General features: G+C 62.7%; 12 protein-coding genes. 7 read left to right on the top strand and 5 right to left on the bottom strand.

Annotation, left to right across the window (positions count from 1 at the left end):
- Position 1 precedes the first annotated feature (1 nt).
- Positions 2 to 1,264, bottom strand: a complete 1,263-nt coding sequence (sepH, locus tag O3932_RS08345) for a septation protein SepH (RefSeq protein ID WP_371537636.1) — start codon at positions 1,262 to 1,264, stop codon at positions 2 to 4.
- Positions 1,265 to 1,428: 164 nt separating this feature from the next.
- Here sepH and O3932_RS08340 point away from each other — a divergent pair, with 164 nt between their 5' ends.
- Genes O3932_RS08340 through O3932_RS08325 form a run of 4 tightly spaced genes read left to right on the top strand, consistent with a single transcriptional unit; the run spans position 1,429 to position 3,432 of the window.
- Positions 1,429 to 1,731, top strand: a complete 303-nt coding sequence (locus O3932_RS08340; protein WP_009648860.1) for a DUF4193 domain-containing protein — start codon at positions 1,429 to 1,431, stop codon at positions 1,729 to 1,731.
- Between the two features lie 9 nt (positions 1,732 to 1,740).
- Positions 1,741 to 2,373 (top strand): DUF3710 domain-containing protein, encoded by a 633-nt coding sequence (locus O3932_RS08335; protein ID WP_009648872.1) that lies wholly within the window; start codon positions 1,741 to 1,743, stop codon positions 2,371 to 2,373.
- Between the two features lies 1 nt (position 2,374).
- On the top strand, positions 2,375 to 2,755 hold the full coding sequence (locus O3932_RS08330; RefSeq protein WP_296504159.1) for a DNA-binding protein: 381 nt from the start codon (positions 2,375 to 2,377) through the stop codon (positions 2,753 to 2,755).
- The gene (locus O3932_RS08325; protein WP_371537632.1) at positions 2,755 to 3,432 is read left to right on the top strand and encodes a DUF3159 domain-containing protein; all 678 of its coding nucleotides are present in this window, start codon (positions 2,755 to 2,757) and stop codon (positions 3,430 to 3,432) included. The genes O3932_RS08330 and O3932_RS08325 overlap by 1 nt, the downstream gene beginning before the upstream one ends.
- Here the strand turns inward: O3932_RS08325 and O3932_RS08320 are convergent.
- Both O3932_RS08320 and O3932_RS08315 read right to left on the bottom strand, forming a co-directional pair.
- The gene (locus O3932_RS08320; protein ID WP_034505466.1) at positions 3,372 to 4,070 is read right to left on the bottom strand and encodes a TrkA family potassium uptake protein; all 699 of its coding nucleotides are present in this window, start codon (positions 4,068 to 4,070) and stop codon (positions 3,372 to 3,374) included. The genes O3932_RS08325 and O3932_RS08320 overlap by 61 nt on opposite strands.
- A gap of 2 nt (positions 4,071 to 4,072) precedes the next feature.
- Positions 4,073 to 4,723, bottom strand: coding sequence for a TrkA family potassium uptake protein (locus O3932_RS08315; protein WP_371537664.1), 651 nt, complete (start codon positions 4,721 to 4,723; stop codon positions 4,073 to 4,075).
- A gap of 109 nt (positions 4,724 to 4,832) precedes the next feature.
- On the opposite strand from O3932_RS08315, the gene O3932_RS08310 reads away from it, so the two are divergent.
- From O3932_RS08310 to O3932_RS08300, 3 genes are read left to right on the top strand one after another with little or no spacing between them, the layout of a single operon-like run.
- Complete coding sequence (locus tag O3932_RS08310; RefSeq protein ID WP_315293670.1) at positions 4,833 to 6,902, top strand: APC family permease; 2,070 nt, start codon at positions 4,833 to 4,835, stop codon at positions 6,900 to 6,902.
- Positions 6,899 to 8,251, top strand: coding sequence for a class I SAM-dependent RNA methyltransferase (locus tag O3932_RS08305; protein WP_371537629.1), 1,353 nt, complete (start codon positions 6,899 to 6,901; stop codon positions 8,249 to 8,251). Before O3932_RS08310 ends, O3932_RS08305 begins: the two co-directional genes overlap by 4 nt.
- A 56-nt stretch (positions 8,252 to 8,307) precedes the next feature.
- Positions 8,308 to 9,624 carry a hypothetical protein gene (locus tag O3932_RS08300; protein WP_371537627.1) on the top strand — a complete coding sequence of 439 codons (1,317 nt, stop codon included), beginning with the start codon at positions 8,308 to 8,310 and terminating at the stop codon, positions 9,622 to 9,624.
- A gap of 227 nt (positions 9,625 to 9,851) precedes the next feature.
- Here O3932_RS08300 and O3932_RS08295 read toward each other — a convergent pair whose 3' ends face one another.
- Both O3932_RS08295 and O3932_RS08290 read right to left on the bottom strand, forming a co-directional pair.
- Complete coding sequence (locus O3932_RS08295) at positions 9,852 to 11,693, bottom strand: chloride channel protein (RefSeq protein ID WP_371537624.1); 1,842 nt, start codon at positions 11,691 to 11,693, stop codon at positions 9,852 to 9,854.
- Complete coding sequence (locus O3932_RS08290; RefSeq protein ID WP_371537622.1) at positions 11,690 to 13,690, bottom strand: alpha/beta hydrolase family protein; 2,001 nt, start codon at positions 13,688 to 13,690, stop codon at positions 11,690 to 11,692. Before O3932_RS08290 ends, O3932_RS08295 begins: the two co-directional genes overlap by 4 nt.
- Between the last annotated feature and the right edge of the window lie 85 nt (positions 13,691 to 13,775).

The raw sequence follows: 13,775 nt of genomic DNA, 5'->3' as shown, positions 1-13,775 counted from the left end.
TTTACGGCTTCGAGCCAAAGACGATTTCGTCCCAACTGGGCACCGACCGCCGCCCCTTCTTAGAGGACACGCTACGTGTCAGGCGGTTCCCTGAGAGACCCTGCGCAGGTATCGATCCGGTTGCGGTCAGCGCGCCTCCCGTCAGAGCAGACACAGCCCCCGTCGTCGTGGGAGCATTGTCCGCGCCGGAGGACTCGCCGCCAGCGGTCACGGCCTTCATGGGTAGCGCGGGAGTGCGCTGCTCCTCTGAATTCGCCGAGGCCTCGGTCCCTTCGGAAGGAGAAGCGGAGTCAGAGAGCCACGGCAGCGCGTGGGACGAGGTCTGGGCGCCGTCACGCGTCGAGCGGATACCGACGGGGATGGCACCGGTGACCTGACGGCGCGTGGGCAGGGGGATGGCACCGGAAGCGGGCGTACCCGCGTCCTGCTCAATCTTGGTGCGCGCGGAAGCCAACGAGTAGATACGTGCGGAGATCGGGCCGCTCGACGGCTCAGGCTCGGCGGAGTTCTCCGCATCCTCACCCGCGATAGCGGCCAGGTATTCTGCTTCTTCATCCTCCTCGTCGCCCAGATCTACGTCGACCTTCTGGCGTTTGCCGCGCGCAGCGTTCAGTTGATCGATCAGGGCCTCGCGGGTGCGTAGATCCTCTTCGTCGGGATCAGGAGCCGGCGCGGGGCGGGGGATGGGAGAGAAAATCGACGAGGAGGGGGAAGCAGAGACCTGTTCGGTCAGCCACTGGGCCTCCTGGTCGATGGCCTCGAGCGTGCCCGAGTTTGACAGATGCCAGTGGGCCGCGTGCTCGGCTGCTCCCTGCACAAAGGTGACGATGATCTGCCAAGGTTCCCCGGCCTCGCGCGTCGCGGACCAATCGAGGGAGGACGGCTCGACGCCACGCGCCGCCAGACGGTCCAGCACGAGGTCGCCCATCGTGGGGCCGCCCTCACCGATGCGCACCGCTTGGGCCCGAGACAGCGCGTAATCTTTCTCAGCCTGAACGGGAGCCTCAAAACGCTCAACAGCCTTCACGTCCATGCCGTGTGTGGATGCGATCTCCTCCGGGGTCGCACCTGCGCGCAAGAGAGCCTGAATGTCGCGGGGAGCAAGAGTAGGACGCGAGGGCGTGATATCCACCTTGGGGCGGTCACGGCGGATAGCGCCGCGGAGCTCGTCCGAGATCAAGATCGAATAGCGTTCACCCTGGGCGTCGGTGAGCACCAGGGACTCGCCGTCGGAGCTGGTCCCGAGCAATTCGAGCTCAATCATCGCTTCCTCCTCATACGTCACGGTGGAATCGTCTCAAATTATGCGCACAATGTCGCGTAACGGCGCGCGTGTCACACATACGATGGCACATTCGTTCCACAAGTGTTATCCTCCCTGCGCATAGACACTCGTATAAAACTGTACGAGGGTGAAAGGGGAGAACCATGGCAACCGATTACGATGCACCGCGTAAGAACGAAGACGAGGTCTCAGAGGACTCGATTGAGGAGCTGAAGTCCCGTCGCAACGATGCCGGTTCAGCCGAGATCGAAGAAGACGAGAACGAGGCTGCCGAGAACTTTGAGCTTCCCGGTGCCGACCTGTCCAAGGAAGAGCTGACCGTTCACGTCGTTCCGCGCCAGGATGATGAGTTCACCTGCTCGGAGTGCTTCCTCGTCCACCATGCGTCGCAGCTCGATCACGTGGATGCCAACGGCAATCCTGTGTGCACCGAGTGCGCGATGTAAGGTAGAGGGATGTTCGGACGAAAGAAAAAGACATACAACGACGACTTCGACGAGGTTGAGGCGCTGCCTCGCCTCAGTGACGAAGACGCCGAAATCTGGAGTCAGCCCGGTCCTCGCAACTACAAGGACGTGGATACCTCCGAAGGCTACGTCGACATGGGTGCCATTCTACTCCCGTCTCGTCCGGGTATGCAGCTGCGCACCCAGGTCGCCGACGACGGCACCACCGTCCTGCAGATTCTCGTAGTACTCGGTAACTCGGGCATCCAGATGAGCGTCGCTGCCGCGCCGCGATCCGGCGGAGTCTGGGATGAGCTGCGCGATGAAATCCGTGCGGGCTTCGAGAAGCAGGGTGCCAAGGTTGCCGACATCCGCACGCGCTACGGTGCCGAGCTGCTCGTTGATATGCCGATGAAGATGCCTGATGGCCGCTCCGCGACCTCGCGCATGCGCATCCTGGGCCGCGAAGGCGACCGCTGGTTCGCGCGCATCGACATCATCGGCCCCGCCGCCGCCAACGCTGAGTCCGGACTCGAGATCGAAAAGGTCATCGACCGCATCGTCATTCGTCGCGACGAGCAGCCGCGCACGCGCCTGGAGCTGCTGCCCGTTCACCTGCCCGCAGGCGCCCAGGAGGACTGACATGGCCTCGTGGATTTCTCGGGTCGGTGCGGCCCTCGGCCTGGATAAGGACGCGCGTTCCTTGGATGCCGCCCTCGACGAAGATTCTGCGCGCGCCGCCCGCGGCGTCACACCCATCCGCGACGTGACCGACCGCAGCCACGCGCTGGTGTTCGGCACCCTCCTGAGTATGACCTACCCGCCGGAGGAGGGTACCCAGCGTGTTCTCGTCGCCACGCTCTACGATGGAACCGACACGCTCGAATTGCGCTGGCCGGGCCGCTCATCCATCCCGGGCCTGAGCGTCGGTCAGCGCCTCGAAGTTGAGGGCACCGTCGGTCGTGTTGGCGAGCGCACGGTCATCATCAATCCCCTGTACCATGTCATCGCGGGGGAGGGCTGATGCCCGCGCCGCGCTGGATGAGCCAGGCTGCCTCCGAGGAATTCTCGTGGTCGCAGACCCTGGGCGGCACACGCGGCGTCATTGAGACCAGCGCTCCCGGGCTGATCTTCGTCATCGTCTACGTCGCAACCCACGCCCTCGTGCCAACCCTCGTCGCGGCCTCCGCCGTCGCAGTCATCGCCTGCATCATTCGACTGATCCAGCGTCAGAGCACTCAACAGGCCGTCTCGGGGTTTTTCGGCGTCGCGGTTGGCGTTATTCTGGCCGCCGCGACCGGGCGTGGCGAAAACTATTTTGCGTGGGGGATCGTCACGAACCTCGCCATGGCCGCGGCCTTCGCCCTGTCAGTCCTCGCGCGGCGTTCCCTGGTCGGCTTCTTCTACGCAATGCTTACCGGCCTGTCCACGGGCTGGCAGCGTGACCCCTCCCTGCGTCCCCTCCGCCGCCGTTGCGCCCTGCTCACGTGGATGTGGGCGGGTTTGTTTGGCCTGCGCGTCGCCGTCCAAGCCCCCCTGTGGGCCGCAGGCGCGGTCGCGGCACTCGGCATCGCCAAGCTCGCCTTGGGTCTGCCGCTCTTCGCGCTCGGTGCCTGGGCCACCTGGTGGGGCCTGCGCGACTACTCCTCGTCCTCCGTCTCCTCTTCCGAGGACGGGGACGCTACGGCCTCGCGCAGCTGATCCAGAGCCGACGCATCCGAATCCGGCACCAGCAGCAACAGCTCGTCCGAGGCCTCGAATACGTCATCGGCGCTGGGAGTGAGCGGACGCCCATCGCGCAGTAGCGCAGCCAGGACGGAGCGCGGGGGCAACTCCAGGGAGTGCACGCGCCTGCCGACCACGGGCGAATCCTCGGGAAGAATCAGTGCGTGCATGGACACAGCAGCGGTATTGAACGAAAAGAGACGCACCGGGATGCCGATGGAGACAGCCTCCTCGACCAGAGCGGTCATGATACGCGGCGTCGACACCGATACGTCGACACCCCATGCCTGATCGAAAAGCCACTCGTTATTCGGATTGTTCAGGCGTGCGACGACACGCGGGACGGCGAACTCTGTCTTGGATAGCAGCGAAATCACCAGATTCGCTTTGTCGTCGCCGGTCGCTGCGACAACGACGTCCGCCTCCTCCACGCCGGCGTCACGCAGAGCATCAGGCGAGCAAGCGTCCGCAAGCACCCAGTCCGCGTCCGCGACGGTCGCGATGCGCAGCTTCTCCGGCATGTTGTCGATGAGTGTGATGTCGTGGCCGTGCGCCAGCAGCTCCAGGGCGACGCTGCGGCCCACCGAACCCGCTCCCGCGATGACGATTTTCATGCTCATTCCTCCGTCTTGGGCGGACTCGCCAGCTGGTCACGCAGCTGCGTCGTGTCCGTCCCGTTGATCGCGAAATACAGTTGATCGTGCTCTTGCACAACGAAGCTGGGTTCGGCCGTGCGGATCGAACCCAGGCGCGATGTGAAGATGACCCGGCATCCTGTGAGTTCCTCGACGACTGCGAAGCTCAGGCCATACCAGTGGGGGGAGGGGGTCACGTTGACGAGGCCGACCGCGCCGGTTGGGTGGGACCAGATGAGTGAGGCATCCGGGGGAAGCATGCGGCGAAGGACGGATTCGGCGGTGCGCTGCACGGAGGCCACCGTGGGGATGCCCAGGCGCTCGTAGAGATAGGCGCGCGTGGGATCGTAGATGCGGGCCACCACGTGCTCAACGTGGAAAACCTCACGTGCGACGCGCGCGGCGATAATGTTCGAGTTATCACCCGAAGAGACCGCCGCAAAGGCGTACGCGTCCTTGATGTTCGCTTGACGCAGGCAGTCGCGGTCCATGCCTACGCCCGTGACTTTCCGGCCAGAAAAGTCGGGGGACAGGCGCGCGAAAGCCTTGGAATCCTGGTCAATAATGGCCACGGAATGACCCACTGCGTCGAGCGTTGATGCCAGGCGGGCACCAACGCGCCCGCAACCCATGATCACAAAGTGCACGAGAACCAAACTACTCCGGTGCACGCCAGATGGCCACGCGTGCTCATGTGTCTTTCCCAGACGCGGGTCAGGTGGACTACGCTTAACATTCGTGATGAACTTGTTGGCTTACGCGAAGCGCGTGCTCATCGGGCGCCCGATGCGATCGGACGCGATGGGTCACCAGCTTCTCCCCAAACGCATTGCCCTCCCGATTTTTGCTTCGGACGCGCTGTCGTCGGTTGCTTATGCACCCGATGAAGTTCTCTTAACGCTGGCGCTCGCCGGAAGCATGGCAGCCGTCCAATCCGTGTGGGTGGGCGTTGTGGTTGCCCTCGTCCTGGCAGTCGTGGTCGCTTCCTACCGGCAGACTGTCCACGCCTATCCGTCGGGTGGCGGCGATTATGAGGTTGTGACCACGAACCTCGGGCGTTCCTGGGGACTACTTGTGGCCTCGGCTCTGCTGGTCGACTACATCCTGACGGTCGCCGTCTCGATTTCCTCGGGTGCCAGTTACATCACCACAGCCGTGCCATCGTTGCTCGGTCATGAGGTCCCCATCGCGGTTGCTCTCGTCATCATTTTGGCGACGCTCAACCTGCGCGGTACCCGTGAAGCGGGCAGCGCCTTTGCTGTGCCCACGTACGTGTACATGTTTTCTATCGGTCTCATGGTTGTCGTCGGCTTCGCGAAGATGGCGACGGGCCATCTAGGTACTGCCCCCACGGCTGCCTACGATCTCGTGGCGGCCCCCGGACATGCCGACGGCTTGGCCGGACTGGCGGGTGCCTTCTTGCTCATGCGTGCCTTCTCCTCGGGCTGTGCGGCCCTGACCGGCGTCGAAGCTATCTCGAACGGCGTGCCCATGTTCCGTCGCCCGAAATCCCGCAATGCCGCGACAACCTTGGCGATGCTGGGCATGATCGCGGCCTCCATGATGATCTCAATCCTCGTGCTTGCTCGCGCCACGGGCGTCAAGATCGTCGAAGACCCGGCCGCGCAGCTGACTCTCGACGGTGCCCCTGTCCCTGAGAAGACCCCTGTTGACCCCGCGATTTCACAGATCGCTTCCGCGGTGTTCGGGCACGGATCCGTGCTGTTCATTCTGATCACCGTCGTCACCGGCTTCATTCTGGTGCTCGCTGGAAACACTGCGTTTAACGGCTTCCCAACCCTGGCCTCGGTCCTGTCACGCGACTCCTTCCTGCCTCACCAGATGGTGCGTCGCGGCGACCGCCTGTCCTACTCCAATGGCATCGTCGTGCTCACCGTCGCGGCGATCGCGCTGATCGTCGGCTTCCAGGCACAGACCACACGCCTCATCCAGCTCTACGTCGTCGGTGTCTTCATCTCCTTCACGCTCTCGCAGCTGGGCATGATTAAGCACTGGAACAGGCAGCTGCGCACGCGCCAGTCGGGTCAGGAACGCATGAGTGTGCTGCGCTCGCGCGCCGTCAACATCGTCGGCTTCATGATGACGGGCGCGGTTCTCCTGATCGTTCTGGCTACCAAGTTCACGCACGGTGCTTGGATCACCCTGCTGATGATCGCCGTTGCGTTCTGTGGTCAGATCTCGATTCATCGCCACTATAAGACTGTCCGTGAGCAGTTGCGGGTTGATGACTGGCACGCGCGCCGTGCTCTTCCGACCCGCGTGCGCGCCCTCGTCCTCGTCTCCTCCCTGTCTCGCCCCGCGATGCGCGCCATCGCGGCCGCCCGAGCTTCCTCACCGACGTCCATTGAACTCGTCTCGGTCGTCGCCGACGACGAGGAAGAGAACAGGATGCTGCGTCAGTGGCGTGCCTCGGGAGTGCCCGTGCCGCTGACTCTCCTGTCCGCGCCCTACCGCGACATCGCTTCGGTGATCCTGCAATACGTGCGCAGTCGCCGTCGCGCGATGCCCACGGAGATGCTTGTCATCTACATGCCCCAGTTCCTCGTCACCCACTGGTGGGAGAACCTGGTTCACAACCAGTCCGGTCTGCGCCTGCGGGCCGCTCTCCTGGACGTGCCCGGCGTGGTCATTACGATCGTGCCCTGGCAACTCGGAGAGGACGACGTCGTGGAGGGGCGTCAGCGCGTCAACGATCCGTTCTTGCGCGTGGGAGCACCGACCTCGTCTGAGTCGAATGCCCATGCTGAGCAGCCCGCTAATGCGCAAAACACCGCTGAGGAGTCCTCATGAGTCACCGTCCGTCCCGTCGCCGCTCTTCTCAGCGTCGTCGCCCCGCACACACGCAGCCCCGCGAGGGGGTCGGTGAGATCCTCCAGCTGACCGTCGGTGAACCCGCGCACGGCGGCGCGTGCGTCGCCCGCGACGAGAACGGACGCGTTGTCTTCGTACGCCACGCGGCACCCGGCGAGATCGTTCGTGCGCGCGTGACCGCCGTTCAGAAGAAGCTCGCATGGGCGGATGCCGTCGAGGTCCTCTCCGCCTCCGATGATCGCGTGGAGTCCGTTTGGCCTCAGGCAGGTCCCGGAGGTGTCGGCGGTGGTGAACTCGCGCACCTGACTCCGGTCGCCCAGCGCGCCTGGAAGTCCCGCGTGATCGCGGGGCAGGTACGCCACGTGGGTGGCGAGGCCCTAGCAGAGGCCGTGGATGCCCTCGGGGGAGTGCACGTTGTGCCCGCACCCGGGGACGAGGACCCGATCGATCCGCTGACCGGTCGCCGTTCGCGCATCGACGTCGTCATCGACGAGGCGGGCCGCGCCGGCATGCATGAGTTCCGCGGCCGACGCGTGATCGCACTCGAGGACATGCCGCTGGCCGTGCCGGCGATCCGTGAACTCGGCCTGTTCGATGAAGGGACGCCGTGGCGACGCCTGTGGAAACCGGGGGACCGCGTGCGCGCGGTGGCCCCTTCCGGCGGCGATCCCGTTGTCCTGATCGGCGAGGATACTTACGCCGCCGACGGCGTGCGTATTGACGCCGATGTGTTGCGTTGGAACGTGCCCGTCGGTGGCGTGGAGGAGTCCTACTACGTGCGTCCCTCCGGCTTCTGGCAGACGCACGTGCGCGGTGCCGAGGTGCTCGCGAACGCCGTTCTGGCTGCGGCGTTCGGCGTCGACGAGGCCGGGGTCGGTCGCGCGGTCATGGAACTGTACTCGGGCGCGGGCCTGTTTTCTGTGCCGCTCGCGCGCGCTGTCGGCGAGACCGGTCGTGTTGCGACGCTCGAGGGCGAGGAGGGTGCCGTGCGTGACGCCGGAGAGAACCTTGCCGCGTTCGACTGGGTGGATGCCTTCGCCGGGAATGTGGATCGCGAGGGCGTCGTCGACCTGTCGGGCCAGCTGGGAGCCGTGCCCGATGTGGTCGTGGCTGATCCGCCGCGCGCCGGTGCTGGTGCCGAGGTCTGCCAGGCCATCGCGGCCACGGGTACCCCGCGCGTTGTGCTCGTCTCGTGCGACCCGGCGGCGGGCGCGCGCGACCTGCGGGCCCTCACCGAGGCCGGGTACCAGCTCGAATCACTGCAGGCCTGGGACCTCTTCCCACACACCCACCACGTGGAGTGCGTATCTGTGTTGACACGATCTTGATATAGTGAGTCCATCAATGGTGATGGAAGCTCTAGATGGAGATGATGCATATGCGGATGAAAATTATTGCCCGTAAGTTCATCATGCCCATTTTATTTTCGATAGCTCTGCATTTATGGGTGCCAGGATTAGAAATATTTCGTGATTCTAGTGCACACTCGCCGGGGGTGAGCTTGTTCCTGCTAATTGTTGTGCGGTGTATTGGGTTGCTCGGTGTTTTGTTCGTGTGGGAAATGCTTATTAAGCTGGTATACGTAAACTGCTCTTTTCGCATCCGTCGTTGGGGTCGTCGAGCAATTTCAAAAGGTAGTGTGTATGGCGCTTTGGTGGCAATTCGTCTAGATTATTGTCTTGGGCAACTAACCTTTCTGCTTTGTCAAGGGTGGCGCTATTTTGATCGTGCTAGTAATGATCGTGTTTGGCGGGGGTTGTCATCGTGGTCTGTGCGCGCTGGATTGGCGAGGGTTGCGCGGATGCTGTTTTCTGTTCCAGTCTGTCTGTCCATTATGTCGGCATATTTTGCACTGGGAGCATGTGAATTTCCTGTCTTGCAATACTGTGGTGAAATAATTGATCCGATAAAAGGGTCTATTTCCTTGGGGCAGTTACTTAATGTTGTTTCGGTAAAAGTGCCTGCAGTATTGGCTTTGCTTCCTATATTTTCAATTGTATTCTATTTGTACTTTTATAGTCATAAGCGCGATGTAAGAAGATTGGTTGAAAAAGAGGGTATTATCTATCGTAAAGAAGTGGTGCTCTTGTATGAAAAGCTACTCTTCTGGTATGAGCGAAATGCCTATGATATTTGTTTAAATTTTGAGTATGTTGTTGGTGTTCGTTCGTCGCTTGTGGAATTGCAGATTAGACGATTGTTTCCTAATTTACAGTCTTCTGATGGTGTTGGATTCCTGAGGGTGGAAGAGTTTAATGATTATATTTTTGAGAGAGAGCTAAGTGGGTACAACTTTTTAGAAATTGCTGATCTGCAGGAATTGTGTGATCTTGTGCAAAGGTTGTCAGCTGATGAGCTGGATCGCTTCGTAAGGGCGTTTTCTGTTTATGATGAAGATATATGGGATCTCTATTATCGTGGCTTTCGTCGGTTAAGAACTGTTGAAACCGTCGAACGTTCTTTGTTTACAAAGTATGGGGTTCGTTCATGGATTGAGGAGTGGGAACCTTATCTTTGGGCGGTTGATCGTGATGTGGTTGACAGTCGGAAAGAATTGCTTGAATCATCTCTAGCATTGCGAATTTACGAAGGACTTGAGTTACTCTTTTCCATCGATAGAGCGATGACTTCGCTGAGGCGATATCTTTACTCATCGCGCGCTGAGACGCTCATCCTAAAGGTTCTGAGCCGCGACAAATAAGCCCATTTTATCCGCAATCGATTGCTTCAGCCTCATCAGAGCATTTTCACGGCAGGACAGCTCGGTATGGCTGCTTGAACCCATGCAATTCCGCATGCAATTCCCTTGCAAATCGCATCGAACAGATATGAACTGATGCTACTGTGGTGGGAATTGCATGCGGTTTTGTGTGCCGCCAGATCGAGCTACGTCACGCTGCGCGGTCTGCTGGCGTCGTGGTATCGGCGCTAGCGTGTCCTCCTGCGCTCCTGTATGCGCGACCCCCACGAGGTCTGCGTGCGGGCAGCAATAGCGCGGCGCTGATCGCGGTACATGCGATCCACCAGGTCGCGCTCGGACACCCAACCGACCACGCGGCGATCCTCATCCAGAACGGGCAACGCCTGCAAGCCGGTGGACCTCAGCGCCCCGAGAACCTCGGATGGGGGAGCGGAGGCCGCCACGGCCTCGTCGATGAGAGGCAGATCCGAGACGGGAGCGTCGAGCGAACCGCCCTCCTGCGTGAGTTCGGCCAGGCGCAGCGAGGACACGAGGCCCGCGAAGCGCCCCTCATTATCGACGACCGGGAGAGCGGTCTCCTTCGTGCGGCGCAGCGCCGACAGCGCGGAGGCAACGGAACGGGTGCAGGCCAGGACCTCCGGAGCTGCGATCATCCACTGCGAGGCCTCGCGCGTACCCAGCAGCGTGCCCTCAACAGGATCGTCAAGAACGTCGCCGCGGCGGCGCAGCTTCTCCGTGTAGATCGTCGCGCGGGTGAGGAAACGCGAGGCTCCCGTGGCAATGACAACCGCCAACATCATGGGGAGAATCAACGAGAACTGCCCCGTCATCTCCACGATGATGAGCACCGCCGTCATCGGTGCGCGGGCCGCACCCGCGAAGGCCGCGCCCATGCCCACCACAGCGAAGACGCCGACCGGCGAATTCGTCACAGGCGACAGCGCGTCCCCAAAAGCAGCGCCAGCCATCGCGCCGATAAACAGCGTCGGGGCGAACACGCCGCCCGATCCGCCTATGCCGATAGTGAAGGACGTGTACAGCGCACGCCCCACCATGAGCGCCAACAGGAAGCCGATCGAGTAGTTGCCCGCGATCGCCTCCTCCTCCAGCGGATAGCCCGACCCGTACATGTACGGGAAAGCCACGAGGCCAGCGCCTAGGAGCAAGCCAAGGACGCCCGGGCGCGCCCACTCAGGCAGGCGCGTGTGCGCCCACACCCAGTCAATGGCGTCCTCGGAGGCATAGAGAATCTTCGAAAAACCGAGTCCGCAGAGTCCCGCAACGAGACCGAGGAGAGCCACCCACCACATGTCCGACATGGACGCGAAGGCTAGGTTGTCGGCGACGCGCACGACCATCTCGTCACCCTGCAGGAGGCGCGCCACGATGGAGGAGGTGACGGCTGAGAGAACGACGAAGCCAAAGGTCTCAGCCGTGAACTCGACGAGGATGACCTCGAGGGCGAAAACCGCGCCCGCCAAGGGCGCATGAAAGGTCGCCGCGATACCCGCCGCCGACCCGCAGGAGGCAAGAAGGACGACGCGGGAGACAGGCATACGCATCCACGAGGCGATGGTTGAGCCGAGCGATGCCCCCACCTGGACGATGGGTCCCTCGCGGCCTGCCGAACCACCGGAGCCGATTGTGAGGGCCGAGGCCAGGATCTTCACGACCGCGACTCGCCCGGGGATGAGCCCACCCTTGCGGCGCACCGCGAGCATGACCTCGGGGATACCGTGGCCCTTCGCGGACGGTGCGTAGCGCTGGATAAGTGGCCCGTAGATGAAGCCCGCTATGGCGGGGGACAGCAGCAGGAACAGCCACGGTGCCCAGCCCCAGACGCCGTGCGACTGCCCAATGTGGGTCGTGTACTCGTCGAAGCCGGTCGACACCCACGTCCACCCGCGAATCGCGAGGTTAAACAGAACCGCTGCCGCGCCGACAACCGCGCCAACGAGCGCGGCGGCCACGCCGAGCAGGGACCGATGGGCGGCGACTGTGTGGCCGACGCGAACGCGCGTCCCCGCAGCCGAGTGGTCAGACTGCGGGGACTTCGATGAGAGTGTCACAGGTTCGCGATCTCCACGTGAATGGGGTTATCGGTGTCGATGCCCCAGACGGTCCGGTAGAAGGCCAGCTCCGACAGCAACGCATCCTTAATGTTGACGGCCGAACGGAAGCGGTGTCCCTCACCCTCGTAGAGCTTGAGGGCGACAGCGCTGCCGTTAGCGCGCAGAGCCTCGTACATTTCCTGTGCCTGCGAGGCAGGCACCACCGGGTCTGCAGTGCCCTGTAGGAGCAGCAGGGGGGCCGTGATCTCCGCAACGCGGTTGATCGGTGAGCGCTGTGTCCACACCGGATCCGACCTGTCGAACGTGCCAAGCAGAATACCGTCGTAGTGCGACTCGAACTTGTGGCTGGTCTCCGCCAACTTCGCCAGGTCCGCGATACCTGAGAAGGAAGCGCCAGCGGTGAACACATCGGAGGAGGCGAGCGCGTTGAGCACGGTGAAGCCGCCGGACGAACGTCCACGGATAGCAATGCGTCGGGGATCGACGCGGCCCAGGTCGATGAGGTACTGAGCGCCGTCAATGCAATCCTGAACGTCCATGACACCCCAATTTCCGTTGAGACGCTCACGGTAGGGGCGACCAAAGGACGTCGACCCACGGAAATTCACGTCCAGGACAGCGAAACCGCGGCTAGTCCAGTACTGGAAAGGTATCTGCAGGCCGGGGCGCACCGCGCTGGTCGGGCCACCGTGCACGTTGACAATGAGCGGGGGCAGCTCGCCCTCGGGAGCCTCAAAGTCGGGGTTCACGGGCGCATAGTAGAAGCCGTGCGCTTCCTCACCGTCCGAGGTCTTCCACGTGATCATCTCAGCGGTGGAGACCAAGGCGGTGGGAACCTCGGCCTCAGAAGAAGGACGCAGCACCTTCGTCTTGCCGCGCGACACCTCAATAATCGCCGGCGTGTGCGTGGCGGAGTCAGCCAGGAAGACGACGCGACCGTCAGCGGCAGCGACGTTACCGATGGGCCACCAGCCAGTCGCCCATTCCTCGGTCATGCCGTTGTCGATGCGCACGGTACCGATGTGCCACACCTGGTCCTCGGCCCACGAGCACACCAGGTAGTCGTTATCGAAGTTGTCGTAGGAGTGCAGGCCGAGATGCCAGTGCGGGTGTGAGAACGCGCGCTTGCCTGGGTGCAGGGCGCGGGTACGCAGACGCGACGTCCACGCGTTCGGGTCCTCGCCGTCCTTCCATGTGAAGCCCTGGGTGCGGTACAGGTTCGCCCAGCCGGAGGCATCATCCACGTGAATGAGTTCGCCGTCGAGCGTCCAACGCGGCTCGTAGACACACACGCCCGGCTGATCGACGAGGATGACCTCCTGGTCGATGGTGCCCTCAAAAGTCAGGGACGCCACGTGCAGCTGCGAGTAGGTCCACGGCATGTTCGGGTGGTTCCACGAGATCCATGCCAGCTTCGTGCCATCCGGGGACACCGTTGGAGCCTGCGCGAAGTCGGTCCCGCCGAAGACGGGAATGATGGCGTCGTTATTGCGCGCCGCCGAACCGTCTAGCGGAATTGCCACGATGGAGTTGACGGGTTCGCCTTCGCCCGAGTGATCCTCGGCCACCGCGTAGACGAGGCCGCGCACGTCGGCAATCCAGAAGTCGCCGTAACGGACCTGAGACAGGGTCGTCAGCGGTCGTATGCCGCGGCGCGGCTCCGCCGTATCAAAGGCGTACACGCGTCCGTCGGTGCGATCCGAGAAAACAATGACGCCGTGGTGCACCGCGTACGCCTTGCCGCCATACTCATGGACGCGGGTGCCAATGTCTGGCAGACGCACACCGTCGATCAGCGGCAAGACCTCTCCCGTCTCACCGGTGCTCCGACGGCGCAGGAGCGTGCCACGACCGCCTTCAAGCGGATGACCCTCCACCCAGTAGGTATCTGGCCCGTCCACGCGAACCTGGGATAGAGTGACGGATCGAGCAGTGAACGAGTTGCCCGTGATCGGGGACTTCCAGACGCCGTGGGGTGCGACGGTAACGGACATAGTGCCTCCTTGAGCGGTATGGCGAGCCAATACTCCTATCTTAATGCGCCCGCTAGGGGCCTGCGTGTATCGGGACCCGTGCGCG

This window comes from Pauljensenia sp. 20925_1_25 (assembly GCF_041433955.1).
Lineage (GTDB): Bacteria > Actinomycetota > Actinomycetes > Actinomycetales > Actinomycetaceae > Pauljensenia.
Note: the sequence above shows the minus strand (reverse complement) of the source record. Positions and strands in the feature narration are given on the sequence as shown.

Excerpts from the sequence above, each read along its gene's own strand:
- sepH (WP_371537636.1), bottom strand. The coding sequence starts at position 1,264 with ATGATTGAGCTCGAATTGCTCGGGACCAGCTCCGACGGCGAGTCCCTG.
- O3932_RS08340 (WP_009648860.1), top strand. The coding sequence starts at position 1,429 with ATGGCAACCGATTACGATGCACCGCGTAAGAACGAAGACGAGGTCTCA.
- O3932_RS08335 (WP_009648872.1), top strand. The coding sequence starts at position 1,741 with ATGTTCGGACGAAAGAAAAAGACATACAACGACGACTTCGACGAGGTT.
- O3932_RS08330 (WP_296504159.1), top strand. The coding sequence starts at position 2,375 with ATGGCCTCGTGGATTTCTCGGGTCGGTGCGGCCCTCGGCCTGGATAAG.
- O3932_RS08325 (WP_371537632.1), top strand. The coding sequence starts at position 2,755 with ATGCCCGCGCCGCGCTGGATGAGCCAGGCTGCCTCCGAGGAATTCTCG.
- O3932_RS08320 (WP_034505466.1), bottom strand. The coding sequence starts at position 4,070 with ATGAAAATCGTCATCGCGGGAGCGGGTTCGGTGGGCCGCAGCGTCGCC.
- O3932_RS08315 (WP_371537664.1), bottom strand. The coding sequence starts at position 4,723 with ATGGGTTGCGGGCGCGTTGGTGCCCGCCTGGCATCAACGCTCGACGCA.
- O3932_RS08310 (WP_315293670.1), top strand. The coding sequence starts at position 4,833 with ATGAACTTGTTGGCTTACGCGAAGCGCGTGCTCATCGGGCGCCCGATG.
- O3932_RS08305 (WP_371537629.1), top strand. The coding sequence starts at position 6,899 with ATGAGTCACCGTCCGTCCCGTCGCCGCTCTTCTCAGCGTCGTCGCCCC.
- O3932_RS08300 (WP_371537627.1), top strand. The coding sequence starts at position 8,308 with ATGAAAATTATTGCCCGTAAGTTCATCATGCCCATTTTATTTTCGATA.
- O3932_RS08290 (WP_371537622.1), bottom strand. The coding sequence starts at position 13,690 with ATGTCCGTTACCGTCGCACCCCACGGCGTCTGGAAGTCCCCGATCACG.